Below are 23,289 nucleotides of genomic sequence, written 5' to 3' on the forward strand. Positions count from 1 at the left end.
AGCCTGCTCGCGCTTCGCGCTCGCTTCTCGCTCCGCTGCATTATTTTGGGGGGCCGAGCCCCCCAAACCCCCACGGTGCCTGCTTCTTGCCTTCCAGCTTGGGTGCTTTGCGCTTGGACCAGCATTGCCCTTGGGGTGCTTTGCGCTTGGGGTGGCGTTGTGCCTTGGGGGTGCTTTGCGGTTCGGGTGGGGTGCGGGTTTTTGGGCGCCCAGAATTGGGGGTGTCCAGTGGAGTGGACGGGTGTGGGGTGTGATTTCAGGGGGTCATCCCCTATTAGTCTTCGCGCATGAACTCTGAGTGCTTGTTCTGCCGCATCGTCGCCGGCGAATTGCCCTCGACCGTCGTTCACGAGACCGAGACCACGTTCGCCTTCCGCGATCTGCACCCCCAGGCCAAGACGCACATCCTGATCGTGCCGCGGGCGCACTTCACCGACGCGGTCGATCTGGCCACCCGGCAGCCCGAGTTGCTCACCGACATCACCCTCGCCGCAGGTCAGATCGCTGAGCATGAGGGATTGGCACAGCCGGGCTACCGGCTGGTGTTCAACACCGGACGCGACGCCGGGCAGACCGTTTTCCACGTTCACATGCACCTGCTCGGCGGTGAACAGCTGGGTCACTTCGGCGCCCCGTGAGCAGGTATTCGCTGCGACTTTGCCGGCGCGTCCGGCTAGCATCGTCCTTGTCAGCAACCAACGACTAGCAGGGCGCGTCAGCGCAGAAAGCAGGCCAGAGGCCTCGTGGCCGGTACCGCACCGGGTGGAGCCGCCCGATCATCCGAGACTCCCCTCAACGGGAAGAACGGCTCGGTGGACCCGTCGCAGTCCACCCTCTCGTCAGACCAGCCCGGTCATGCGGCGCAATCCAGGTTCTCCGTGCCCGAGTCGGCGTTGTTGTCGCTGCTCGGCTCCCGTGACGAGAACCTTCGCATCGTCGAGGAGCTTGTCGCCGCGGACGTGCACGTCCGCGGCAACGAGGTCACCTTGTCGGGCACGCCTGCCGACGTGGCGTTCGCCGAGCGGGTCTTCGCCGAACTGGCCACCCTCGCGGGCAGCGGCCAGCCGCTGAGCGTGGACGCCGTGCGGCGCTCGATCGCGATGCTCTCGGCCGGCACGGCCGAGTCCCCTGCCGAGGTGCTCAGCCTGGACATCCTGTCCCGGCGTGGCCGCACCATCCGGCCGAAGACGCTGAACCAGAAGCACTACGTCGACGCGATCGACAAGCACACCGTCGTGTTCGGCATCGGCCCGGCCGGTACCGGCAAGACGTACCTGGCGATGGCCAAGGCTGTGCAGGCGTTGCAGGCCAAGCAGGTCAACCGGATCATCCTGACCCGGCCAGCGGTCGAGGCGGGGGAGCGGCTGGGCTATCTGCCCGGCACCCTCTACGAGAAGATCGACCCGTACCTGCGGCCGCTGTACGACGCGCTGCACGACATGGTCGACCCGGAGTCGATCCCTCGGCTGACCCAGGCGGGCACGATCGAGGTCGCGCCGCTGGCGTACATGCGTGGCCGCACGCTCAACGACGCGTTCATCATCCTGGACGAGGCGCAGAACACCACGCCGGAACAGATGAAGATGTTCCTGACCAGGCTCGGGTTCTCGTCCAAGATCGTGGTCACCGGTGACGTCACCCAGGTCGACCTGCCCGGCGGGCAGCGCTCCGGCCTCAAGGTGGTCCGGGAGATCCTCGACGGCGTCGAAGACGTCCACTTCTCCATGCTGACCAGCGCGGACGTGGTGCGGCACAAGCTGGTCGCGGACATCGTGGACGCGTACGAGCGGTGGCAGGCGACCGAGGACGAAGCCGAGATCCGCAAGCCACGCACCGGCAGTGACCACCGTCGTGGCCGATGAGGTTTTGAACACGTGAGTATCGAGATAGCCAATGAATCCGGCGTGGCGGTCGACGACGCGTCGATCGTCGCCGCCGCCCGGTTCGCCCTCGACCGGATGGGCGTGAGCAGGCTCGCCGAGCTGTCGATCATGCTCGTCGAGCTTGACGTCATGGCCGACCTGCACGAGCGCTGGATGGACCTGCCCGGTCCGACCGACGTGATGGCCTTCCCGCAGGACGAGCTGGACTCCGTGCGCCGCCCGGACGCCTCCGAGGCAGGCCCGGCGCTGCTCGGCGACATCGTGCTGTGCCCGGCGTTCGCCAAGGACCAGGCCCGTAAAGCCGGTCACAGCCTGCTGGACGAGTTGCACCTGCTGACCGTGCACGGCTGCCTGCACCTGCTCGGCTACGACCACGCCGAGCCCGCCGAGGAACGCGAGATGTTCTCGCTGCAGAACCGGATCCTCGCGGACTTCCGGGTGGCCAGGGCTGAGGCCAGACGGCTGGCCGTCCAGCGCAGCGCCGACGACAAGGTGCTCGGCGCGGTGGGGCTGGACGAGCCCAAACGTCCCCATAACTGAATCGAGGTCCCGCGGTGACGTCGAACTCCGCCACATTGCTCGTAGTAGCGGTGTTGCTGGTGCTGTTCGCGGGACTGTTCGCCGCCGCTGACGCGGCGTTGAGCGCGGTGTCCAGGGCACGTGTCGACGGCCTGGTCAGGGCGGGCCGGGCCGGAGCCAAACAGCTGCTGTACGTCGTGGCCGAGCGGCCGCGGCACGTGAACTTGTTGTTGCTGCTGCGGTTGACGTGTGAGCTCGTGGCCACAGTGCTGTTCACCGTGGCGTGCCTGAACCTGATCCAGCCGGACGGCTTGGCGGTACTGATCGCCGGTGTCGGTATGGTCGTCGTGTCGTATGTGTTGGTCGGTGTCGGTCCGCGCACGCTCGGCCGTCAGCATCCATATGCGGTCAGCCTCGTAGCCGCCGCGCCTGTCCGCGCGCTCGGTTTGGTGCTCGGACCGCTGAGCCGTCTGCTCATCGTCATCGGTAACGCGATCACGCCGGGCCGTGGTTTTCGTGAGGGCCCGTTCTCGTCCGAAGTGGAGCTCCGGGAACTGGTCGACCTGGCGCAGGAACGCGGCGTGGTGGACGAGGACGAGCGGGAGATGATCCACTCGGTCTTCGAGCTGCGGGCGACCATCGCGCGTGAGGTGATGGTGCCGCGCACCGAGATCATCTGGATCGAGCAGGCCAAATCCGTGCGGCAAGCGCTTGCGCTGTCGCTGCGCACCGGGTTCACCCGGCTGCCGGTGATCGGCGAGAGCGTCGACGACATCGTCGGCGTGGTGAACCTCAAGGACCTGGTTCAGGCAGTCGTCGACGGCGGCGAGTCGAGCCGTCAGGTGCGTGACCTGATGCGGCCTGCCGAGTTCGTGCCGGACACCAAGCGCCTCGACGACCTGCTCAAGGAGATGCAGCTGTCGCGCAACCACATGGCGATCGCGGTCGACGAGTACGGCGGCACCGCGGGCCTGCTGACCATTGAGGACATCATCGAGGAGATCGTCGGCGAGATCACCGACGAATCGGACACCGATGACCGCCCGCCGATCGAGCACCTCGAGGACGGCGCGGTGCGCGTCAGCTCGCGGCTGCCCGTCGAGGACCTCGGCGAGTTGTTCGGCGCGGAGTTCGACGACCTCGACGTGGAGACCGTCGGCGGTCTGCTGGCACAAAGCCTCGGACGCGTCCCGCTGCCCGGCGCGGAAGCCGAAGTCGCGGGGCTGCGGATGCGGGCCGAGGGCGGCAAGGACAATCGAGGCCGGATGCGCATCACGACCGTGGTGGTCTGCCGTGCGGCCAAGTCGCTTGACGACGTACCGGTGACAGAAGGGAGCGGCGAGCGTGGCTGAGCTCGACCCGGAGGACAGCAAGATCATCACGCTGGCGCGGTCGGCGCGGGCTCGGACAGGCGCCGCCGAAGGCGCGGCAGTGCGCGACACCATGGGCCGGACGTACTCCGCGTGCACGGTCTCGTTGCCGTCGCTGAAACTGACCGCGTTGCAGGCCGCTGTCGCTGCCGCTGTGGCCAGTGGCGCCGACGGTCTCGAGGCGGCCGCCGTCGTGACGGACGCGGACTCGGTGGACGCCGAGTCGCTCGCCGCCGTGCACGATCTGGCGCCCACAGCGCCCGTTCTGCGAGCCAATGCCAAGGGTGAGCTGCCGTAAGCGAGAATGGGCCGGTGAACATTCCCGACAGCCATCGGTCAGGTTTCGCGTGCTTCGTGGGACGCCCCAACGCGGGCAAGTCCACACTGACCAACGCGCTGGTCGGTACCAAGGTCGCGATCACGTCGAGCAAACCGCAGACCACCAGGCACGCCATCCGGGGCATCGTGCACCGGCCGGACGCCCAGCTGGTCATTGTGGACACGCCCGGCCTGCACCGGCCCCGCACCCTGCTCGGCCAGCGGCTCAACGACATCGTCATGTCGACGTGGTCCGAAGTGGACGTCATCGGCTTCTGCCTGCCAGCGGACCAGAAGATCGGGCCGGGTGACCGGTTCATCGCGCAGCAGCTGGCGAAGGTGTCCAAGCGGACGCCGGTGATCGGCGTGATCACCAAGACCGACCTCGCGACGCAGGCACAGATCGCCGAACAGCTCGTAGCGGCACAGTCGTTGATGGAGTTCGCCGAGATCATCCCCGTGTCCGCGGTGGACGGGTTCCAGGTCGGTCAGCTCAGCGACCTGCTGGTGGCCCAGCTGCCGGAAGGCTCGCCGCTGTATCCCGAAGGCGAACTGACCGACGAGCCAGAGGTGACCCTGGTCGCCGAACTCGTGCGCGAGGCTGCGCTCGAGGGCGTGCGCGATGAGCTGCCGCACTCCATCGCCGTGGTCGTTGAGGAAATGGCTTTCCGTGAAGGGCGCGACGACCTGATCGACGTGTACGCGGAGCTGTACGTGGAACGCCCGAGCCAGAAGGGCATCATCCTCGGGCACAAGGGCGAGCGGCTCAAGAAGGTCGGCACGGCCGCGCGCACCCAGATCGAAGCGCTGCTCGGCGCGAAGGTGTACCTGGACCTGCACGTGAAGGTCGCCAAGGACTGGCAGCGGGACCCGAAACAGTTGCGCAAGCTGGGTTTCTGATGCTCGGGCAGCATCGGACGGACGTGCACACCGCGGTGGTCGGTGACAGCGAGGTTCCGTTAGCGACGCTCGGCGGGCGGATCCTCGCCCGGCTGGTGGACTTCGCGATCGTGGTCCTGCCCTCGTACGTCGTGCTCGACTGGGTGCTGCCGGGGAAGTTCTGGACGGTGGTCGCGGTCGTCCTGCTCGAGCTGATCGTCTACGACTTGCTGTGCACCGTCCGGACCGGGACGACACCGGGAAAGCGGCTGGCGCGGATCAAGATCGTCCGGATGGACAGCGGTTCCCCACCGGGGTTCCTCCGTGCGTTCATCCGCGCGGTTCTCGGCCTGCCTGCCAGCGTGATGCCTGCGCTGACCGCGCTGTTCGACGAACGCACGCACCGAGGCGGCCACGACCGCTTGGCCGGGACCATTGTCATTGCCGCTGTCATAGCTGGTAATGACCCAGCGGGTGCGATAATCGACGAGTGACTCTGTACCGCGACACCGGCGTTGTGCTGCGCGTGCAGAAGCTCGGTGAAGCCGACCGGATCATCACCCTGATCACCCGGCGGCACGGGAAGCTGCGCGCGGTGGCCAAAGGCATCCGCCGGACAAGCTCGCGGTTCGGCGCGCGCCTCGAACCGTTCTGCCACGTCGACGTGCAGTGCTACACCGGGCGAACCCTCGACGTGATCACCCAGGTCGAGACCATCGACGCCTTCGCACCCCGCCTGGTGGACGACTACCAGCGCTACACGGCGGGCTGCGCGGTCCTGGAGACGGCGGAACGTCTCTCGGCCGAAGAAGGCGAGCCGGTGATGCGGCTCTACATGCTCGTGGCGGGGTGCTTACGGGCCTTGTCGGCGGGTGAGCGCGACCCGTCGCTGCTGCTTGACGCCTTCCTGATGCGCGCGATGGCGTTCGCGGGCTGGGCGCCTGCGGTGTTCGAATGCGCGAAATGCGGCACCCCCGGGCCGCACCAGTCCTTCAGCGTGCCCGCGGGCGGAGCGGTGTGTCCCGTCTGCCGCCCACCCGGCTCCGCCAGCCCGTCGAAGGACACCTTCGTGCTGATGGACGCCCTCATGCACGGCGTATGGGATACCGCGGACCAGTCGACCCCGTCGGCCCGTCGTGAGGCCAGTGGCCTGGTCGCTGCCCATCTGCAATGGCACCTGGAACGCCAGCTGCGCTCCCTGCCGCTGGTCGAGCGCAAATAATACCGACGCGCAAACTCTGTTCCATTGTAGTTCTCGTCACGCGCAACTTCGCTCGCACTTGCTCGTCTTATCAGTGGGCTTTGAATAGTCGCGGAGACTATTAAAGGAGTGGTAATGAGCGGGTCTGGATTTGCTGTTTTCGCGTCCGAATCGGGCCCGTCACCGCGGACGCTCGTCGACATTCTGGACGCGACGACGCTGGCTTTCCCGGACGCCCCCGCCTTGGCGGATGACGAGATGTGCCTGGCTTATCGAGAGCTTTCCGAGCACGTCAACGCTCTGGCGGACCGATTGGTGGCGGCGGGTGTGACCGCCGGGGACCGAGTCGGTATACGCATTCCGTCCGGCACGGCGGGGCTTTATCTCGGGATTCTGGCGGTATTGTCCGTCGGCGCTGCCTACGTTCCGGTCGATTACGACGATCCGCCCGATCGGGCCGATGTAGTATGGGCGCAGGCCGGTGTATCCGCAGTGGTCGGTCCCGGCCTGGTGATCACATCGCACAATCCGGACCCCGGGCTGCGGAAAGCTCCTCGGCCCTGCGACGACGCCTGGGTGATTTTCACGTCCGGGTCGACCGGAACACCGAAAGGTGTCGCAGTGACCCACCGGGCGGCCGCCGCCTTCGTCGATGCGGAGGCGCGCGGCTGTTCTGCCAGGACGATCCCCTCGGCCCAGGCGACCGCGTTCTGGCCGCGTTGTCGGTCGCGTTCGACGCGTCATGTGAGGAGATGTGGCTCGCATGGCGGTACGGAGCATGCCTCGTTGCCGCTCCACGTGACCACGTGCGTTCGGGAGCGGACTTCGGCAACTGGCTCGCCGAACACAAGGTCACCGTCGTCTCGACGGTGCCGACACTTGCCGCGTTGTGGCCGCCTGCGGCGCTGGAAGGTGTGCGGCTGTTGATCCTCGGCGGCGAGGCGTGCCCAGCGGAACTGGTCACGCGGCTCGCCGCAGACGGCCGGGAAGTCTGGAACACCTACGGTCCGACCGAGACCACCGTGGTGGCTTGTGCGTCCCGGTTGTACGACAACGAGGCCGTCCGGATCGGGCTTCCCCTTGACGGATGGCAACTCGCGGTCGTCGACACCTCCGGCAACCTCGTGCGGCACGGCGACGTGGGCGAGCTCGTCATCGGCGGTGTCGGTCTCGGCCGGTATCTCGACCCGGTCCGTGACGCCGAAAGGTATGCGCCGCTGGAGGCGTTGGGTTGGAGCCGTGCCTACCGGACTGGCGACCTCGTTCGCGCGGAGGCGGCCGGGTTGTTGTTCGTCGGGCGCGTGGACGACCAGGTGAAGATCTCAGGCAGACGGGTGGAACTGGGCGAGATCGACGCGGTGCTGTCGGCATTGCCCGGTGTCACGGCCGCGGCGTGTGCCGTGCACAAGACCGCCGCCGGCGCACCCGTCCTCGTTGGCTACGTCGTGGCGAACGGCACCTTCGATGAGGCGTACGCCCGCGAGATCTTGACCCGGCGGTTGCCCGCGGGCCTGGTGCCGCGCCTGGTCGAGTTGCCCGCGTTGCCGATGAAGACCTCCGGCAAGGTGGACCGTGGCGCACTGCCGTGGCCGCTGACCACTCGTGCGGCGGACGCTGAGGAATTCCGGACGCCGACCGAGGAATGGCTCGGCGGCCAGTGGGCCGAAGTACTGGGTGTCCAGCCAGGGCGAGGCGACGACTTCTTCGGCCTCGGCGGCGGAAGCCTGGCCGCTGCTCGGCTGGTTTCGTTGCTGCGCAAGCGTTTCCCGACGGTGTCGGTGCCCGATGTGTATCAGCGCCCCAGTCTGCCGGACCTCGCCGAGTGGCTGGACGGCCTGCGGGCGGAGAAGCCCTCGCGGCGCACGGTTCTGCCCACTCCGCGGCGCGCCGGACTGGTCCAGGCCGCGGTGCAGTTCGTGTTGTTCACCGTGACGGGCGTGAAATGGGTGCTCGCCCTCATGATCCTCAACGACCTGCTCGACCTGGTCGATCCCGATCCGTTCGCGCCGGAGACGTCATGGTGGATCGTGCTCGGCATCTGGGTCGCGTTGGTGAGCCCGATTGGCCGGTTGGGCATCGTGCTGGCCGCCACCCGCCTGTTGCGGCGCGGTATCACTCCCGGTGAACATCCGCGGGGTGGAGGCGTGCACCTGCGGTTGTGGACGCTCGAACGCATCGCGGTCACGTTCGGGATGTCCGGATTCACTGGAACGCACTGGGCGTCAAGGTATGCCCGCGTCCTTGGCTGCACTGTCGGCGAGGACGTCATTCTGCACTCGATGCCTCCGGTGACCGGACTGGCTGTCTTCGGCGACCGGTGCACCGTCGAACCGGAGGTCGATCTCGCGGGCTGGTGGCTCGACGGTGATGTGCTGCGAGTTGGCACTATCCACATTGGAACGGACGCACGTGTCGGCGCGCGCAGCACGGTGTTGCCGGGAGTACGCATCGGTGATGGAGCGGAGATCCTGCCAGGTTCTTGCGTCACCACGACGGTGCCCGCTGGACGTCGCTACGCCGGGACGCCTCTGCATGATGTCGGCGCGGCAGGCGAAGACTGGCCAGCACCACGACGTGACGCTGGCCGTCGCTGGAACCTCGTGTACACGGTGTCGTTGATGGGTCTCGCGGCATTGCCTGTGTTGCTGTCGATCCCGTGGATGCTGCTGGCGTACTACTTGGTCCGCGACGACGAAACACTGAATGCGGCGTTGGGACACTTGCTGCTTGTCGTTCCTGTCGCGACCGTGGGCGCCGTCGTCATGTACGCCTCAGTCGTCGTGGCTTTGGTGCGACTGGCCGGGTTGGGCATTGCTGACGGTATGTACCCGGCCCGGGGACGGGTGGCGTGGTGCGTATGGCTAACCGACAGGCTCGTGCGCAGCTCGCGCGTGAACCTGTTCCCGCTGTATGCCAGCCTCGCCACGCCGAGCTGGTTGCGCGCGCATCGGCCGCAACGTCGAAGCTTCCACAGTGGTCACATTGCCCCGGTTGACCCGGGTGAGCGACGGCGGTTTCCTTGCCGATGACGGCCTACTGGCACCGTTCGAGTCCCACGGCGGCTGGCTGCGACTGGGACACGTGCAGGTCGGGGAGCGCGCCTTCCTCGGTAACTCCGGCATTCTCGGCCCAGGACGCACAGTCCCGGACCGAGCCTTGGTAGGTGTGTTGTCCACCGCACCCGACACCGCCCAGCCCGGATCCTCCTGGCTAGGACGGCCCGCGATCGAACTGCCCCGCGTCGCCGAGACAGGCGACACAGCTCGCACCTTCGAACCACCACGACGACTTGTTCTCGCCAGAGCAGCGGTCGAGGCATGCCGGGTGGTGCCCGTCGTGCTCAGCGCGCTGCTGGGCGCGACGGCACTGGCCGTCCTGGATGAGATCGACTTCGACCTCGGCCTAGGCACGACCCTGGCGGTCAGCGGCGTAGTGCTCGCCTTCGTCGGCATACTCGCGTGCGCGCTGACCACCGTGGCGAAATGGCTGCTCGTCGGCAGATTCCGGCCCCGGCCAGCACCCACTGTGGAGCTCATTCGTGTGGCGCAACGAGCTGTTCGACTGCTTCGTGGAGCTCCTGGCGGTGCAATGGTTCGTCCGCAGCTCACCGGGCACGCCGTGGCTGAACACCTGGCTGCGCAGCCTAGGCGCCCGGATCGGCCGAGGCGTGTGGATCGAGACGCACTGGCTGCCCGAGAGCGACCTCGTACACGTGGACGCCGGTGCGTCGGTGAACCGGGGCTGTGTGCTGCAGACGCACCTGTTCCACGACCGCCTGATGCGCCTGGACCACGTCCGGATCGCCGACGGCGCGACACTCGGCCCGAACAGCATCGCGCTACCAGGCTCGACGGTAGGTATCGCGACCACGGTGGGACCGGTGTCGTTGGTGATGCGCGGTGAAGACCTGCCTGGTCGCAGCCGTTGGCTGGGCAACCCGGTCCGGACCTGGGATCAGTCGCGGTAGGAGCACTTGGGGATGTGCAGGAGTTGGCCGCGCAGCAGCTTGCTGCGCTCGATGCCCCGACCAGTGGCCGCAGCCGCCAGGGCGGCCTCCGGCCCCCGTTCACCAGCCTATCGATGGGGTCTGACACTTTCCCGCGCTGAAGATCGACAACTCCCCATCGATCCACACCCCAATCACCATCCGGCGCGGCGCGGCGGCCATCGGCGGCGAGAACCCGCCATAACGCCCTGTTCGGCCTCGGCGACCGGTCCGTCGGGCGGTTGACGTCGGGTGAGTACCTTGTGGGTGCCAGTGTTCGCATCCTTAAGGAGCAGTTTCGTTGCTTCGCCGACGCCGTGACCGCGAGCGGCCCGAGTTCCGTCCGCCGGACCCGCACCCGTCCGGCGCCAAGCCGCCCGTGCTCGACCAGGTCCCCGCGCACGTCGCCATCGTCATGGACGGCAATGGGCGCTGGGCCAACCAGCGTGGCCTGCCGCGTACCGAAGGCCACAAGCGTGGCGAGGAAGTCGTGCTCGACGTGGTCAAAGGCTGTATCGAGATCGGCGTGAAGTGGCTGTCGGTCTACGCCTTCTCCACCGAGAACTGGAAGCGCAGCCCCGACGAGGTCCGCTTCCTGATGAACTTCAACCGTGACGTCATCCACCGCCGGGTCGACGAACTCGACGCACTCGGCGTGCACGTCCGCTGGGCGGGCAGGCTGCCCAAGTTGTGGCGCAGCGTGGTCAACGAGCTCAAGATCGCCGACGAGCGCACCAAGGACAACGATGTCCTCAACCTGACGATGTGCGTCAACTACGGCGGTCGCGCCGAGATCGCCGACGCCACCAAGCAGATCGCGAAACTCGTCGCGGAGGGCAAGATCAACCCCGACCGCATCGACGAGCGGACCATCGCGAAGTACCTGTACCAGCCCGAGATGCCGGACGTGGACCTGTTCATCCGGCCGTCGGGGGAGCAGCGCACGTCGAACTTCATGCTCTGGCAGGCCGCGTACGCCGAGATGGTGTTCCAGGACATCCTCTGGCCCGACTTCGACCGCCGTGACCTCTGGCGCGCCTGCGAGGCCTTCGCCAACCGCGACCGCCGCTTTGGCGGCGCCATCGACGCGGCTGCGGCCAAGGGGACGACATGACCAGCGAGGCCGCACGGACGGCCGCTCTGCTGAGCAACGCCAAAGAAGCACTGGAGCTCTACCACGACATTTTCGTCGACGACGACGGCACGTTGACCTTCCGCCACGGCGACGTGCCATGCGCTGTGCAGGCGATGCAACTGGCCGAAGGGCTCAATGTGCTGAGCGTGCAGTGCGTGGTGGCCTGGGACTTGCCGGACTCGCCTGAGGTCAGCGCCTCGGTGGCGGATCGCGGCGGAGAGGCCCTGTTCGGCACTCCCGCGGTCGTGCACACTGATCATGGCATCGACGTGACCCTGCGCTACACGTTCCCGGCGGAGGGTCTTGACGTCAACGCGTTGGGCACGTTGTTCATGCTGGTGGTGTCCGGCGCGTCCCAGTTCAGGGCCGACCTAGTGGCGGGATCGCAACGGTGACAACAGTCGCGGCGGATGAAGGCACGCAACCGCATCACAATCACAAGCCGCGGCGGCGGCTGCCGATCGGGTCGCTGGAGATCCTCTGCGTCCTGCTCGTAGTCGCCGTGGTGTTCCAGGACTCGCTGGCCAGCCTGCTCAGCTCCGAGGAGATCCGCACCGGTGCGACGAAGTTCGTAGCGGTGTGCGCGCAGGCGATCCCATTCCTGGTGCTCGGCGTGCTCATCAGTGGCGCGATCGCGGCCTTCGTCCCGCCGAGCGTGCTGCGGAAGGTGCTGCCGCGCAAGCAAGCATTGGCCGTGCCGGTTGCTGGCGTTGCCGGAGTCGCGCTGCCTGGCTGCGAATGCGCGTCCGTGCCCGTGTCACGGCGACTGATCCAGCAGGGCGTGGCTCCGTCCGTCGCGCTGGCGTTCCTGCTCGCCGCGCCCGCGGTCAACCCGATCGTTCTCGTGGCCACCGCGGTGGCGTTCCCCGGCAGCCCGGAGATGGTGCTCGCCCGGTTCCTCGGGTCGTTGGCGACGGCGATCGGCATGGGCTGGTTGTGGGCGCGTTTCGGCAAGCTCGAGTGGATAGCTGAGCGTGCGTTGCGCCGCCTGCCTGACGACGACGGCAAGTCGAAGTGGCTGCGGTTCGTCGAGACGGCCCGGCACGACCTGGTGGACTCCGGCGGGTTCCTGGTGATCGGTGGCCTGACCGCCGCGGTCCTGAGCGTGGCGGTGCCCGCGTCCTGGCTGGAGAGCCTCAGTGGCCAGATCGTCCTCGGCGTCATCGTGATGGCGCTGCTCGCGGTGATCCTGGCGATCTGCAGCGAAGCCGACGCGTTCGTCGCCGCGTCGCTGTCGATGCTGCCGCTGTTGCCGCGGCTGGTGTTCCTGGTCGTCGGCCCGGCGGTGGACGTGAAACTGATCGCCCTGCAGGCGGGCACATTCGGCAAGAAGTTCGCGTTCCGGTTCGCCCCGATGACATTCCTGGTGGCGGTCGTCTGCGGAGTCGTGGCTGGACTTGTGGTGTTCGGGGGTGTGCGGTGAAGCGTGAAACGCAGAACATCCTGCTCGTGCTGCTCGGCGGCGCGCTGCTCAAGATCGCCTTGAACGGCACCTACCTGCGCTACGTCAAGCCGGGACAGCAAGCCTGGCTGATCGCGGCGGGTGCGGTCATGGTGATCCTCGCCTTCGTGTCGATCGCCCGCGACATCATCGCGGCCCGACGACCGGAGCAGGTCGTGGCCGAAGTGCACGATCACGGCCACAGCCACGGTGGCTTGCAGTCACACAGCACCTGGCTGCTGATCCTGCCCGTCCTCGCGGTGTTCCTGGCGCCGCCGGCCCTCGGCGAGGACGCGGTGAACCGCGCTGCGGGCCGGACCCCGCCACCGCCGTCGTCCAGCCAGGACTTCAGCTTCCCAGCGCTTCCCGCGGGCGACCCGATCGACCAACGCGTGATGGACTTCGTCGAACGCGCGGCATGGGACAAATCCGGTTCGCTGAACGACCGCAACGTTCGGCTGACCGGGTTCATCGTGCACAACGAGAACTCCACCTACCTGGCCCGCCTGGCCATCGGCTGCTGCGCGGCCGACGCGTACCCGGTGAAGGTGAAACTCGACAGCCCGGACGCGAAGGGCTTCGTCAGCGACACGTGGGTGAAGGCAGTTGTGCGCTACCAGCCCGGTTCGTCCACGAAGGAATCCCGGCACGTGCCGACGGTGACCCTGACGGACATCCAGTCGATCCCGGAGCCACCAGACCCATACGAGTACTAACCCGCAGGTGACGCTCAGCCAGGCCCGGCCCGACGGCCGGGCCTCGCTCTTGATGGCACCAGCGGTGCGGGAACAGGCCGCTAGCCGCTGCCGGTGAGTCAGCTTGGCTTGTGGGTTGGCTTGGCCATGGGTCGGTCTGGCCAGCAGACCAGCTTGGCCGATGAATCACCTCAGCCGCGAATTAACAAGCCGTCGATCGGCCTGGCTGTGGATCAGCTGGGCTGATGAGTCAGCGGTTCGTTGATCGGCCTGGCTGTGGATCAGCTCGGCCGATGGATCAGCGGTCCATCGATCGGCCTGGCTGTGATGCTCGACCGATAAAGATAAATCAGCCAACCGTGGATCAGCCCGGCGATGAGTCGCCGGGCTGAAAGAAACTCCGTATCGGCGCCCTCAGTTGGGCGTGGTGCAGTTCGCGCAGGTGCCGAAGATCTCGACGGTGTGGCTGACCTCGGAGAACCCGTTCTCCTCGGCCACCCGGTCGGCCCATTTCTCCACGGCTGGGCCTTCGACCTCGACGGTCCGCCCGCACACCCTGCACACCAGGTGATGGTGGTGGTGGCTGGAACACCGGCGGTAGATGGCCTCGCCGGTGTCCGTGCGCAGAACGTCAACCTCGCCCGCGTCCGCCAACGACTGCAACGTCCGGTAGACCGTGGTCAGACCGATGCCCTCGCCGCGCTTGCGCAGCTCTTCGTGCAGGTCCTGGGCTGACCGGAAGTCATCGAGGTCGTTGAGCAACTCCGCGACCGCAGCGCGCTGCTTCGTCGAGCGCCGGGCCGCGGTGGGCGGCGTGCGGTTGATCGTCATCAAGCGTGAGCCTCCTCCACATGGGTGACCGCGTCCACCACGATATGCGAGAGATGCTCATCAACCAGCCGGTACACCACCTCACGGCCGTGCCGCTCGCCGTACACGACGCCGGCGGACTTCAGCACGCGCAAGTGCTGGCTGATCAACGGCTGCGCCACGCCGAGGGCGTCGACCAATTCGTGCACACACCGGTCCGACTCTCGCAGCTGCAGCACGATCGAGATCCGCACCGGCGCGGCAAGCGCCCGCAACAGGTCACCAGCGGCGGTCAACGTCGCAGGAGACCGCGCGGGAGCGGGCTCTGTCGCCCGCCGCCCCGGCGAATGTTCGCTGGTGGCCGGATCAACGCTCACATCTGTCGCCGACTCTTCGAGCATCAGCCACCTCACTCGCTAGGCACGCTCTGGCGACCCAAGTCTAATCGCTAATGAATTCGGTAGTCGTATTCAGCGCAACTGGGCGATCGCGACCACGACGAGAACGCCCAAAACAAGCACCCTCAGCATCCGCTCACTAGGCCTGAGCGCCGACCACGTGGTCGCGAGCAGCACGCAGATACCGGCGGCGAGCAGGCCAAGCAAACCCGCACCGATCGGCCCGCTGACCAGCACCCCAGCAGTGAACAACCCGATGACCACGACGAACACCGCAAGCGGCCGCACCCGCGCCAGCGGCCCATCACCGGCGATGAGCGGCGCCCGCATGTTCCTTCTGCCTCGCACGGTGTGTCTCCTCGGCTCGGCGATACCGTGTCGTCGCATCGTAGTGTCGTGCAAGGAGGCGCAAGCGCGTGCTGTTGGTCTGCGGTTTCACGGTCCCTGACTCGGACTCAGCGGAATTCTCGGCCCAAGCCACCAGGGCGGTAGAACTGCTGACCGCCCAGCCAGGCTGCGTCCGCGCGGTGATCGGCCGATCCGCGGACGAACCCGACCAGTGGGCGATGACCGTGGAATTCACCTCCGTGGTCGCCTACCGCCGCGCCATGTCCCCCTTCGACGTTCGCGAGCACGTCATCCCATTCCTGTCCCGAGGCAACGCGTCCGCCTACGAAATCCTCGCAACAGCCACCGACGGCCAGGCCGACCAGCGCACCAGCGTCGTCGCCGCCGACGCGGCGACCGCAGGCCCTCGCGACGCCAGCGGTCCAGCGACACCGCGCGCGTGACTGGGCGCGTGACTGGTCGCTGAGCCCGCTTGCCGACGTGCTCACTGGCTGCGCGTGATGTTTACGCTGCGTGTTCGCACGTGGGGCACGTGCAGTCGGAACAGTTGCAGTTGGCACACGAGTCCGAGCATGAGGCACACGAGCAGGCGGCGTGGTTGCACGTCGGGCAGCTGCATTCCGAGCAGGAGCACACGGCGCACGAGTCCGAGCAGTGTGGGCAGGCGCAGGTGTCGCACTCGTCGTAGTGCACTCCGCTGTCGGTCACGTGCTCACGGTGTACGTGGCCGTCGTGCAGGTAGTCGACGTGATCGGCGTGCACGATGGCGTCGTGCCCGCAGTTTGGCCCGTGGGTGTGGCGGTGGGCTTCGGCCTGGTGGTGCGTGACCGTGGTCATGGATTGGTCCCTTCGGCGGTATCCTTTCTGCTGAATGGTCTTATTCGTATCCGTGCATCACAACTCGGATCCGTGACGATCAAGCCAATGGGGTGATAGGGGAATCCCCTCGTGGTGGCTGGTGACAGGCGGCTACCCTGGGCACTCCCCGAGCTTTTCCCCGTGTACCTGTATGGAGTGTTCGTGCCCGCCGATCGGATAGATACCATCGTCAGCCTTTGCAAGCGCCGTGGCTTCGTCTACCCGTCCGGGGAGATCTACGGCGGTACGCGGTCGGCTTGGGATTACGGGCCACTGGGTGTTGAGCTCAAAGAGAACATCAAGCGCCAGTGGTGGAAGGCCGTGGTGCAGGGCCGTGAGGACGTCGTCGGTATCGACTCCTCGGTGATCCTGCCCCGTGAGGTGTGGGTCGCCTCCGGCCACGAGAAGGTCTTCACCGACCCGCTCGTGGAGTGCCTGAGCTGCCACAAGCGCTTCCGTGCCGACCAACTGGCCGAGGAGTACGAGCAGCGTTCGGGCAAGCCCACCGACGAGGGCGACCTGTCCGACGTGCCGTGCCCCAACTGCGGCACCCGCGGCCAGTACACCGAGCCACGCGCGTTCAACATGATGCTCAAGACCTTCCTCGGCCCGGTCGAGTCCGCCGAGGGCATGGCCTACCTGCGGCCCGAGACCGCGCAGGGCATCTTCGTCAACTACCTGAACGTGCAGACCACCTCCCGTCGCAAGCCGCCGTTCGGCATCGGCCAGATGGGTAAGTCGTTCCGCAACGAGATCACGCCAGGCAACTTCATCTTCCGCACCCGCGAGTTCGAGCAGATGGAAATGGAGTTCTTCGTCGAGCCCGGCACCGATGAGGAATGGCACCAGACCTGGATCGACGAGCGCATGCGCTGGTATGTCGACCTGGGCATCAACGCGGACAACCTCCGTCTCTTCGAGCACCCCCAGGAGAAGCTCTCCCACTACTCCAAGAGGACAGTGGACATCGAGTACCGCTTCGGCCTGGCCAGTGGTGAGTGGGGTGAGCTGGAAGGCATCGCCAACCGCACGGACTTCGACCTGACGACGCACTCCAACCACTCCGGTGTGGACCTGTCGTACTTCGACCAGACCACCGACTCCCGCTATCGCCCGTACGTGATCGAACCGGCCGCGGGTGTCGGCCGCTCGATGATGGCGTTCATGCTCGACGCCTATCACGAGGACGAGGCACCCAACGCCAAGGGCGGCGTGGACAAGCGGGCTGTGCTCCGGCTCGACCGCAGGCTCGCGCCGGTGAAGGTCGCTGTGCTTCCCCTTTCTCGTAACGCGGACCTCTCGCCCAAGGCGCGTGATGTCGCCTCTACGTTGCGCCGCAACTGGAACACGGACTTCGACGACGCCGGCGCGATCGGCCGTCGCTACCGTCGCCAGGACGAGATCGGTACTCCCTTCTGTGTCACCGTCGACTTCGACTCGCTCAACGACCAAGCGGTCACCGTCCGGGAACGGGACAGCATGACCCAGGAGCGGATCTCGATCGACAAGCTTGAGGCCTACCTGGCCGCCCAGCTGCCGGGCTGCTGACCCGGCACTCGACAGCCCGGGTTTTCGCCCCTCGTGAGTGCTCAAGCCAGCACACGAGCACTCACGAGGGGGTTCCGGGGAAGTCCGGGAGCGCGCCGCCGCGCTGCGTCCCGGACCGTCACCCTCGCATCCCGTCGGCCGTTCGGTTCCATCTACCGCGGCCATGGGAATGCTCAAGGTGGGACAGGCGAGACCTGTCCTGGCAATCCGGTCGTCAGCCCTTCGGGGCGGGCTGTTGCTGCTGCGCGTCTGGTTCGCTGACTGGATTTTCCGTTGGTACTCCGCCCTCCGGGGGATGCGGCTGCGTCGCACTGAGTTCGGGTTCGGGCTCGGGGTTGGGGCCGTCGGGTGGTTCCATCGTGATCAAGGTTTCGTGGTTCCTTTCCACGCGCTGGTTTTCACGGTGATCCAGCTCGGTGTTTCGGGGCGCGGTGGGCTACGCGCCACAGTCGGACTGGACAAAGTGCTGCTGTAAGGCGGTTTTCGTGTCCGGTCCCGGGTTACCGAACACGAAGTTGTGCGGTGATGTGGGCGGGGAGCGCATTCCGGGATGCACAAGGAGCGAACAGTCCGGACCGGGCGAAGTGGTGTGTCGTAGGCGATTCGGTGGCTCGCTGTGCTGTCGGCCGGAGAGGACGGTGAGCTTGAATCCGGCCGACAGCATGAGCAGAGCGCGCTCCGCGAGCCATGAGGAGGCGTTGTCCACTAGGGGAAGTCATCACGCGATGGCCGAAGTGGACAGTCTGCGCTCGGTGCTATAAAGGCAAATGAGCCTCCTTTCCAGCTGAGTGACGGATGGGACCGCGTGACCGGATGGCTGGGGGCATCTACCCGGCCACGCGGGGCTTGTGCGGCAGGCGGTCAGGTGCTTGGACAGGATTGGGCGAAGGCGGCGGTCAGCTCGTTGATCACTCCTTCCGGGTTGGAGCGGAGCTGGGTGGCGGGCGTGTGCAGAACGAGGAGACCGGTGGCGGCCAGCCGGGAACCTCGTTTCAGTGCGGTCGGATAACTGGCTGGAGCGGGATCGAAGTCGAAGGCGTGCACGTCCCATGCCAGCTTCGCGTCGTCCCAAGTGCCTGTCACGGTGCCCAGGGGATTGCCTTGGGCGTCGTCGACGGGCACGTTCCATCGCGGCGGGGGTAGCCCGGCACGAAGGACGAGGTCACGCGCCAGGGACGAGACGCCTGAGCGGATGCGTGCGCCGATGTCGTGCAACACCTCCTGACACAGCGTGGTGCCACGCCACTTGCCCATGACCAGTTCGGTGTTCAGCTCGTCGAGCCGGACACCCTTGTGGAACACGACTTCGGCGAACAACGCGGTCACCAAAGCCCGGCTGTTGATCCGCCGAGCCGCGTCGACGGCGGCCCGGGCGAGCGGGGCCGTCAACAATCCGTCCCGGAGTACCGGGCGAGGCGGAATCGGTGTTCGTTCCACGAACACGCTCGCGCTGCTGCGAACGAAACGTTTGCTGGGCACCAGAAGATGCACTCGCTCACGGGGAAGCGCGGTGCGGACACCGTGCAGTGCGAGCGCGTCATCGCCGGTCACCACAGCATCTCTGCCCACGTACCGCAGCGCTGCCTGCACCAGCTGCCCACGGGTTGGAGCAGTGCTGTCCAGCAACAGAATGCCGGGTAAAAGACGTTGCCATGGCCCGCCAGGCGAGCATCTTCGCTTCATAGTGCTGCCTGTCAGACCTAGGTCTATCAGGTCTGTGGCGCTTGCTATTCGGTGTGGGAACAAAGTGGACAGTGCGTCCAGGTTTATCGGGTGTCGGTTCGGCATGTGTCCACTCTCGCGAGTCGGTGGGGTTCGGCGGAAGGGGGTGGGGTTGCGCCTGTGGATAACTGTCGACTGTGGATAAGTCGGTGTAGGTGATCTTGGTTTGCTGGGAGTCGGCGGTTGTTTGTGGTATTAGGGCCACGACAAATGTCATGGGGTGACTCGTGACGGGTGGCCTGCAGGTCAGGCCCGAAAACACGAGATCGTGGACGCCATGACAGGACCCGGAGGCGCGATGCGTATCGCTGTGTCGACCAAGTTCGACGGCGAAGTTCACGCCGCGGACGGGATCGACTTGGACAGTGCACGGAATTGACGTCGCCGTACCGTGAGACCGTGAGCAACCTGTGGGTATGGCCAGAACCGCAGTGGAAACCCAAACGCCGGCCGATCGCGCTGGCGCTCTTCCCTGCCGCGTTCCTGTTCTTCCTGGTCCGCGCCGTGGTCGACGCGTTCAGCGGGCCGTACTCCGGCTGGGTCGAGGCAGCGGTGATCATCGTCGTGGTCTTGTACTCGGCGACTTACGTCGCATCGCTCTGGTACGGCCCGGAATCCGCTCCGGCTGTCCGCGTGTTGTACGTGGCCGTCGCCACGGTCTTCCCAGTTGTGCTGGCGATCCTGATGCAAGCCCGCGACCTGACGTACCTGACGTTCGCCATCGTCGTGGCGCTCGTGCTGCTGCCTGCCGGTATCGGACTTGCCTACGGTCTGATCGGTACCGCGGCGATGTTGCTCGCGACCGCGATTGAAGCAGGGCAGCCGGACTTTGACGCGGGCGTGGTCATGTTGGTGTTGACGGTCGCGATTTTCGCTTCCCGGGGGTTTGTCGGCAAAGCGGACGAGTTGGAGCTCGCCCGTGATGAGATCAGGACGCTCGCGGTCGCCGAGGAACGCGCGCGGGTCGCCCGTGACCTGCACGACGTCCTCGGTCACAGCCTCACCACGATCACTCTCAAAGCCGGGCTGGCCCGCCGGATCATGGAAAGTTCTGACGACATGGACCGGGCGCTGGCCGAGGTGCACGATGTGGAGCGGTTGTCCCGGCAGGCGTTGACCGAGATCAGGGCGACCGTTTCCGGCTACCGCAAGATGTCGTTGCCCGCGGAGATCGCCAACGCCAGGGCCACGTTGCTGGCCGCGGGGATCGATGCCGATCTGCCGCAGGCGGTCGACGACGTGCCCGGCGAGCTGCAGGAGCCTTTTGGTTACGTGGTAAGAGAAGCGGTGACCAACGTGATCAGGCACAGTGGTGCGAGCAGGTGTGAGATCCGGCTGGGCCCGTCGTGGATCGAGGTCGCCGACAACGGCGCGGGATCCTCTACTGTGGACAAGAATGATGGCAACGGGCTGGCGGGCTTGCGGGAACGACTGGCCAAAGTCGGTGGTCGGCTGACGGCAACGCCCCGAGGAGAAGGCGGATTCGTGTTGCGGGCGGAAGTGGCGACGTGATCAAGGTTTTGCTTGCCGACGACCAGACGCTGGTGCGGGGCGCGCTGGCCGCGATGCTCGGCCTCGAGCCCGACATAGAGGTCGTCGCCGAGGTCGGCACGGGCGACGACGTGCTGCCCGCGGCCCGGCGCACCCATCCGGACGTGGCGTTGCTGGACGTTCAGATGCCAGGTAAGGACGGTCTGGCCGCGGCGGCTGAACTGCGCGCCGAGATGCCCGGTTGCAAAGTGGTCATGTGCACGACTTTCGGCAGGCCCGGATACCTCAGCCGCGCGTTGGCGGCGGGCGCCGCGGGGTTCGTGGTGAAAGACGCACCGCCCGAGCAGTTGGTGGACGCCGTTCGACGAGTGCACGCCGGATTGCGGGTCGTCGATCCGACGCTGGCGGCGGAATCCCTTGCCACGGGTACCAGTCCGCTCACGGCGCGGGAACGGGACGTTCTGGCAGAATCGAGTGACGGCGGCACGATCGCGGACATCGCGAAGTCCCTTCATCTGTCCGAAGGCACTGTCCGCAACCACTTGTCCGCGGCGATCGGCAAGACCGGAGCCCGGACGAGGGCGGAGGCCGCCCGGCTGGCCGAAGAACGCGGCTGGCTATAGCGAAAACACGTCCGGACCAGCGGGGAAGAAAGAACTGTCGTACCCGTCTGCGATGATGCGGGAGTGAACATCGAAACCCGGAAAGCTGGGATCAAGGAGTGGACAAGGCGGGGCCTGATCGGCTTCGTGCTGATGCTCGCCCTGGTCGTCGGCGGCACGGGTTTCCGCGTGTGGCAGCAGGCCCGGCAGGATGATCGGACCAAGGCGGACGCGGTTGTCGTACTCGGAGCGGCGCAGTACGCGGGCCGTCCGTCACCGATCCTCGAAGCCCGGCTGCGGCATGCGAAGAACCTGTTCGACCGGGGCGTGGCCGGACACATCATCACCGGCGGCGGACGGCGGAGCGGTGACCGTTATACGGAGGCGGAGGCAGGACTGCGGTGGCTGACGTCACAAGGTGTGCCGCGTGACCGAGTGATCGTTGTCGGCGAGGGCAGCGACACTTTGGGTACGATCAACGCGGTGGCGAAGACCGCGTTGGACCGTGGCTGGCACACCGCGGTGATAGTCAGCGATCCGTGGCACTCCTTACGTGCCCGCACAATGGCGCATGACGCGGGCCTGTCGGCGTGGACGTCACCGACCCACACCGGTCCGGTCGTGCAGACCAGGGAAATCCAGGCGAAATACATCCTCAGGGAGACGGCCGCGCTGTTGTACTACCGCGTGTTCAACGCGCCGGCTGACGACATCGGTGTTGATCTCTGATGAGAGAACCATCGACTCGACGAGCTGCTCATGCGCTGGCAAGTACGAGGCTGGAAAGAAGCGCATGAGCACCGCACGGGGATACACCACGCACGACGCGGCTCGAATGTTCGACGAGCCAACGAAAGGAGGTGGGCTGCCGGGTTCGGCACAGCCCAGACGAAGCCCGTACGCACGTGACCGAGCGAGAGTTCTGCATTCGGCTGCATTACGCCGGCTCGCGGGCAAGACGCAGGTCGTCGGTCCGGGTGAGGGGACCGAGGTCTACGGCGTGCCGCGGACACGGCTGACGCATTCGCTGGAAGTCGCCCAGATCGGCAGGGAGGTCGCGGAAGAGCTGGGCTGCGACCCCGACATCGTGGACACCGCCGGGCTGGCCCACGACATCGGTCACCCGCCGTTCGGCCACAACGGGGAGTCGGCACTGGACGCGGCGGCGGCCGACTACGGCGGTTTCGAAGGCAACGCCCAGACATTGCGGATCTTGACCAGGCTCGAGCACAAGGCTGGGGACGCCGGGCTGAACCTGACCAGGGCGGTGCTGGACGCGTCGGTGAAGTACCCGTGGCCACGTACGGCCGGAACGCGCAAGTTCGGCGTGTACGAGGACGACCGGGCGGTGTTCGACTGGATCCGCGAGGGCGCGCCGGAGCGACGGTGCTGCCTTGAGGCTCAGGTCATGGACTGGTCGGATGACGTGGCGTACTCGGTGCACGACGTCGAGGACGGCATCCGGGCGGGCCGGATCTCGCTGGGGGTGCTGGCCGACGCGGAGGAACGGGCGGCTGTCGCGGAGCTGGCGGCCAAGCATTTCTCGGCGGAGCCGTTCTCGGAGCTGGAGGCGGGAGCGGCGCATCTGCTGGACCTGCCCGCCGTGGCGGCGGCGGTCGGGTACGACGGGTCGATCGGTGCGCAAGTCGCGTTGAAGCGGCTGACCAGCGAGCTGGTGGGGCGGTTCGCCGCGGCGGCGGTCGGCGAGACGAGGCGAGTGCACGGTGATGGGCAACTGGTCAGGTACAGCGCTGACCTGGTGGTGCCGCGGCAGGCGGCCGTCGAGGTCGCGCTGCTGAAGTCGGTGGCGTTGCGGTACGTGATGAGTGACCCGGCACGGCTGGCGATGCAGGACAGGCAGCGGCAGCTCTTGACGGAGTTGCTGACGGCATTGGGGGAGCGGGCGCCGGATGTGCTGGAACCGGCGTTCCAGCCCGCGTGGCGAGACGCGGGTGATGACACGCAGCGGTTCCGGGTGCTGATCGACCAGGTCGCGTCCTTGACCGACGCGCAGGCCGTGGCCTGGCATGAGGCGTTCGTTCGCTCGCGGTGAACTGCCTGCGGCTGTGACCGGTGGCACACTCGG

The 23,289-nt window shown here is 66.8% G+C and carries 27 protein-coding genes and 1 pseudogene; 24 read left to right on the forward strand and 4 right to left on the reverse strand.

What is annotated here, in order from left to right:
* The first annotated feature begins 287 nt into the window (after positions 1-287).
* The 15 genes and pseudogenes from B9C43_RS50335 (at position 288) to B9C43_RS50395 (ending at position 13,447) form a co-directional block, all read left to right on the forward strand.
* Complete coding sequence (locus B9C43_RS50335) at positions 288-638, forward strand: histidine triad nucleotide-binding protein (RefSeq protein WP_084434389.1); 351 nt, start codon at positions 288-290, stop codon at positions 636-638.
* A gap of 174 nt (positions 639-812) precedes the next feature.
* Entirely contained in the window at positions 813-1,862 is a 1,050-nt protein-coding gene (locus tag B9C43_RS50340) for a PhoH family protein (protein ID WP_143447176.1), read from the forward strand.
* Between the two features lie 12 nt (positions 1,863-1,874).
* Positions 1,875-2,423: an rRNA maturation RNase YbeY gene (gene ybeY, locus B9C43_RS50345; RefSeq protein ID WP_084434391.1), complete on the forward strand. Its 549-nt coding sequence runs from the start codon at positions 1,875-1,877 to the stop codon at positions 2,421-2,423.
* A gap of 14 nt (positions 2,424-2,437) precedes the next feature.
* On the forward strand, positions 2,438-3,754 hold the full coding sequence (locus B9C43_RS50350) for a hemolysin family protein (protein WP_084434392.1): 1,317 nt from the start codon (positions 2,438-2,440) through the stop codon (positions 3,752-3,754).
* Positions 3,747-4,070 (forward strand): cytidine deaminase, encoded by a 324-nt coding sequence (locus B9C43_RS50355; protein ID WP_084434393.1) that lies wholly within the window; start codon positions 3,747-3,749, stop codon positions 4,068-4,070. The genes B9C43_RS50350 and B9C43_RS50355 overlap by 8 nt, the downstream gene beginning before the upstream one ends.
* 20 nt (positions 4,071-4,090) lie before the next feature.
* Positions 4,091-4,990 carry a GTPase Era gene (gene era / locus B9C43_RS50360; protein WP_084434448.1) on the forward strand — a complete coding sequence of 300 codons (900 nt, stop codon included), beginning with the start codon at positions 4,091-4,093 and terminating at the stop codon, positions 4,988-4,990.
* A complete protein-coding gene (locus B9C43_RS50365; RefSeq protein ID WP_084434394.1) occupies positions 4,990-5,463 on the forward strand; it encodes an RDD family protein in 474 nt (157 codons plus the stop codon). The genes era and B9C43_RS50365 overlap by 1 nt, the downstream gene beginning before the upstream one ends.
* Positions 5,460-6,191: a DNA repair protein RecO gene (gene recO, locus B9C43_RS50370; RefSeq protein WP_084434395.1), complete on the forward strand. Its 732-nt coding sequence runs from the start codon at positions 5,460-5,462 to the stop codon at positions 6,189-6,191. Before B9C43_RS50365 ends, recO begins: the two co-directional genes overlap by 4 nt.
* A gap of 237 nt (positions 6,192-6,428) precedes the next feature.
* A pseudogene (locus B9C43_RS59835) lies at positions 6,429-6,767 on the forward strand (AMP-binding protein); the annotation flags it as partial.
* A gap of 122 nt (positions 6,768-6,889) precedes the next feature.
* Positions 6,890-9,199, forward strand: a complete 2,310-nt coding sequence (locus B9C43_RS59840; protein WP_268811636.1) for an AMP-binding protein — start codon at positions 6,890-6,892, stop codon at positions 9,197-9,199.
* A gap of 509 nt (positions 9,200-9,708) precedes the next feature.
* Positions 9,709-10,137, forward strand: coding sequence for a hypothetical protein (locus tag B9C43_RS59180; protein WP_235039305.1), 429 nt, complete (start codon positions 9,709-9,711; stop codon positions 10,135-10,137).
* 319 nt (positions 10,138-10,456) lie between these two features.
* Positions 10,457-11,269: an isoprenyl transferase gene (locus B9C43_RS50380; RefSeq protein WP_084434396.1), complete on the forward strand. Its 813-nt coding sequence runs from the start codon at positions 10,457-10,459 to the stop codon at positions 11,267-11,269.
* Positions 11,266-11,685 (forward strand): hypothetical protein, encoded by a 420-nt coding sequence (locus B9C43_RS50385; RefSeq protein ID WP_033382737.1) that lies wholly within the window; start codon positions 11,266-11,268, stop codon positions 11,683-11,685. The genes B9C43_RS50380 and B9C43_RS50385 overlap by 4 nt, the downstream gene beginning before the upstream one ends.
* On the forward strand, positions 11,682-12,713 hold the full coding sequence (locus tag B9C43_RS50390; protein WP_084434397.1) for a permease: 1,032 nt from the start codon (positions 11,682-11,684) through the stop codon (positions 12,711-12,713). Before B9C43_RS50385 ends, B9C43_RS50390 begins: the two co-directional genes overlap by 4 nt.
* Positions 12,710-13,447 carry a TIGR03943 family putative permease subunit gene (locus B9C43_RS50395; protein ID WP_033382740.1) on the forward strand — a complete coding sequence of 246 codons (738 nt, stop codon included), beginning with the start codon at positions 12,710-12,712 and terminating at the stop codon, positions 13,445-13,447. The genes B9C43_RS50390 and B9C43_RS50395 overlap by 4 nt, the downstream gene beginning before the upstream one ends.
* 393 nt (positions 13,448-13,840) lie before the next feature.
* Here the strand turns inward: B9C43_RS50395 and B9C43_RS50400 are convergent, their stop codons facing one another.
* The 3 genes from B9C43_RS50400 to B9C43_RS50410 form a co-directional block, all read right to left on the reverse strand.
* Entirely contained in the window at positions 13,841-14,257 is a 417-nt protein-coding gene (locus B9C43_RS50400) for a Fur family transcriptional regulator (RefSeq protein WP_033382741.1), read from the reverse strand.
* Positions 14,257-14,637: an ArsR/SmtB family transcription factor gene (locus B9C43_RS50405; RefSeq protein ID WP_084434398.1), complete on the reverse strand. Its 381-nt coding sequence runs from the start codon at positions 14,635-14,637 to the stop codon at positions 14,257-14,259. The genes B9C43_RS50400 and B9C43_RS50405 overlap by 1 nt, the downstream gene beginning before the upstream one ends.
* 69 nt (positions 14,638-14,706) lie before the next feature.
* Entirely contained in the window at positions 14,707-14,982 is a 276-nt protein-coding gene (locus B9C43_RS50410) for a DUF6703 family protein (protein WP_235039306.1), read from the reverse strand.
* A 68-nt stretch (positions 14,983-15,050) separates the two neighbouring features.
* Here B9C43_RS50410 and B9C43_RS50415 point away from each other — a divergent pair, with 68 nt between their 5' ends.
* From B9C43_RS50415 to B9C43_RS50430, 5 genes are all read left to right on the forward strand, one after another.
* The gene (locus tag B9C43_RS50415; protein WP_084434400.1) at positions 15,051-15,425 is read left to right on the forward strand and encodes an antibiotic biosynthesis monooxygenase; all 375 of its coding nucleotides are present in this window, start codon (positions 15,051-15,053) and stop codon (positions 15,423-15,425) included.
* An 89-nt stretch (positions 15,426-15,514) separates the two neighbouring features.
* Positions 15,515-15,670: a hypothetical protein gene (locus tag B9C43_RS60015; protein ID WP_327225280.1), complete on the forward strand. Its 156-nt coding sequence runs from the start codon at positions 15,515-15,517 to the stop codon at positions 15,668-15,670.
* A 20-nt stretch (positions 15,671-15,690) separates the two neighbouring features.
* The gene (locus tag B9C43_RS60020) at positions 15,691-15,915 is read left to right on the forward strand and encodes a hypothetical protein (protein ID WP_200826078.1); all 225 of its coding nucleotides are present in this window, start codon (positions 15,691-15,693) and stop codon (positions 15,913-15,915) included.
* A gap of 87 nt (positions 15,916-16,002) precedes the next feature.
* Positions 16,003-17,388 carry a glycine--tRNA ligase gene (locus B9C43_RS50425; RefSeq protein WP_033382751.1) on the forward strand — a complete coding sequence of 462 codons (1,386 nt, stop codon included), beginning with the start codon at positions 16,003-16,005 and terminating at the stop codon, positions 17,386-17,388.
* Between the two features lie 163 nt (positions 17,389-17,551).
* Positions 17,552-17,863: a hypothetical protein gene (locus tag B9C43_RS50430; protein ID WP_084434402.1), complete on the forward strand. Its 312-nt coding sequence runs from the start codon at positions 17,552-17,554 to the stop codon at positions 17,861-17,863.
* Between the two features lie 386 nt (positions 17,864-18,249).
* Here the strand turns inward: B9C43_RS50430 and B9C43_RS50435 are convergent, their stop codons facing one another.
* On the reverse strand, positions 18,250-18,939 hold the full coding sequence (locus tag B9C43_RS50435; protein WP_143447177.1) for a hypothetical protein: 690 nt from the start codon (positions 18,937-18,939) through the stop codon (positions 18,250-18,252).
* A 570-nt stretch (positions 18,940-19,509) separates the two neighbouring features.
* Between B9C43_RS50435 and B9C43_RS50440 the strand changes: the two genes are divergently transcribed.
* The 4 genes from B9C43_RS50440 to B9C43_RS50455 all read left to right on the forward strand — a co-directional run bounded on the left by B9C43_RS50440 (position 19,510) and on the right by B9C43_RS50455 (position 23,256).
* Positions 19,510-20,622 (forward strand): sensor histidine kinase, encoded by a 1,113-nt coding sequence (locus B9C43_RS50440; protein WP_235039307.1) that lies wholly within the window; start codon positions 19,510-19,512, stop codon positions 20,620-20,622.
* Complete coding sequence (locus B9C43_RS50445) at positions 20,619-21,224, forward strand: response regulator transcription factor (protein ID WP_084434405.1); 606 nt, start codon at positions 20,619-20,621, stop codon at positions 21,222-21,224. The genes B9C43_RS50440 and B9C43_RS50445 overlap by 4 nt, the downstream gene beginning before the upstream one ends.
* Positions 21,225-21,356: 132 nt before the next feature.
* Positions 21,357-21,932, forward strand: coding sequence for a YdcF family protein (locus tag B9C43_RS50450; RefSeq protein ID WP_084434449.1), 576 nt, complete (start codon positions 21,357-21,359; stop codon positions 21,930-21,932).
* A 64-nt stretch (positions 21,933-21,996) separates the two neighbouring features.
* On the forward strand, positions 21,997-23,256 hold the full coding sequence (locus B9C43_RS50455; protein WP_084434406.1) for a deoxyguanosinetriphosphate triphosphohydrolase: 1,260 nt from the start codon (positions 21,997-21,999) through the stop codon (positions 23,254-23,256).
* Positions 23,257-23,289 lie beyond the last annotated feature (33 nt).

It is taken from the genome of Kibdelosporangium aridum (genome assembly GCF_900176515.1).
GTDB lineage: Bacteria > Actinomycetota > Actinomycetes > Mycobacteriales > Pseudonocardiaceae > Kibdelosporangium > Kibdelosporangium aridum.

Coding starts and splice junctions, on each gene's coding strand:
- B9C43_RS50335 (WP_084434389.1), top strand. CDS start 288: ATGAACTCTGAGTGCTTGTTCTGCCGCATCGTCGCCGGCGAATTGCCC.
- B9C43_RS50365 (WP_084434394.1), top strand. CDS start 4,990: ATGCTCGGGCAGCATCGGACGGACGTGCACACCGCGGTGGTCGGTGAC.
- B9C43_RS50385 (WP_033382737.1), top strand. CDS start 11,266: ATGACCAGCGAGGCCGCACGGACGGCCGCTCTGCTGAGCAACGCCAAA.
- B9C43_RS50400 (WP_033382741.1), bottom strand. CDS start 14,257: ATGACGATCAACCGCACGCCGCCCACCGCGGCCCGGCGCTCGACGAAG.
- B9C43_RS50405 (WP_084434398.1), bottom strand. CDS start 14,637: ATGCTCGAAGAGTCGGCGACAGATGTGAGCGTTGATCCGGCCACCAGC.
- B9C43_RS50430 (WP_084434402.1), top strand. CDS start 17,552: ATGGGAATGCTCAAGGTGGGACAGGCGAGACCTGTCCTGGCAATCCGG.
- B9C43_RS50450 (WP_084434449.1), top strand. CDS start 21,357: ATGCTCGCCCTGGTCGTCGGCGGCACGGGTTTCCGCGTGTGGCAGCAG.
- B9C43_RS50455 (WP_084434406.1), top strand. CDS start 21,997: ATGAGCACCGCACGGGGATACACCACGCACGACGCGGCTCGAATGTTC.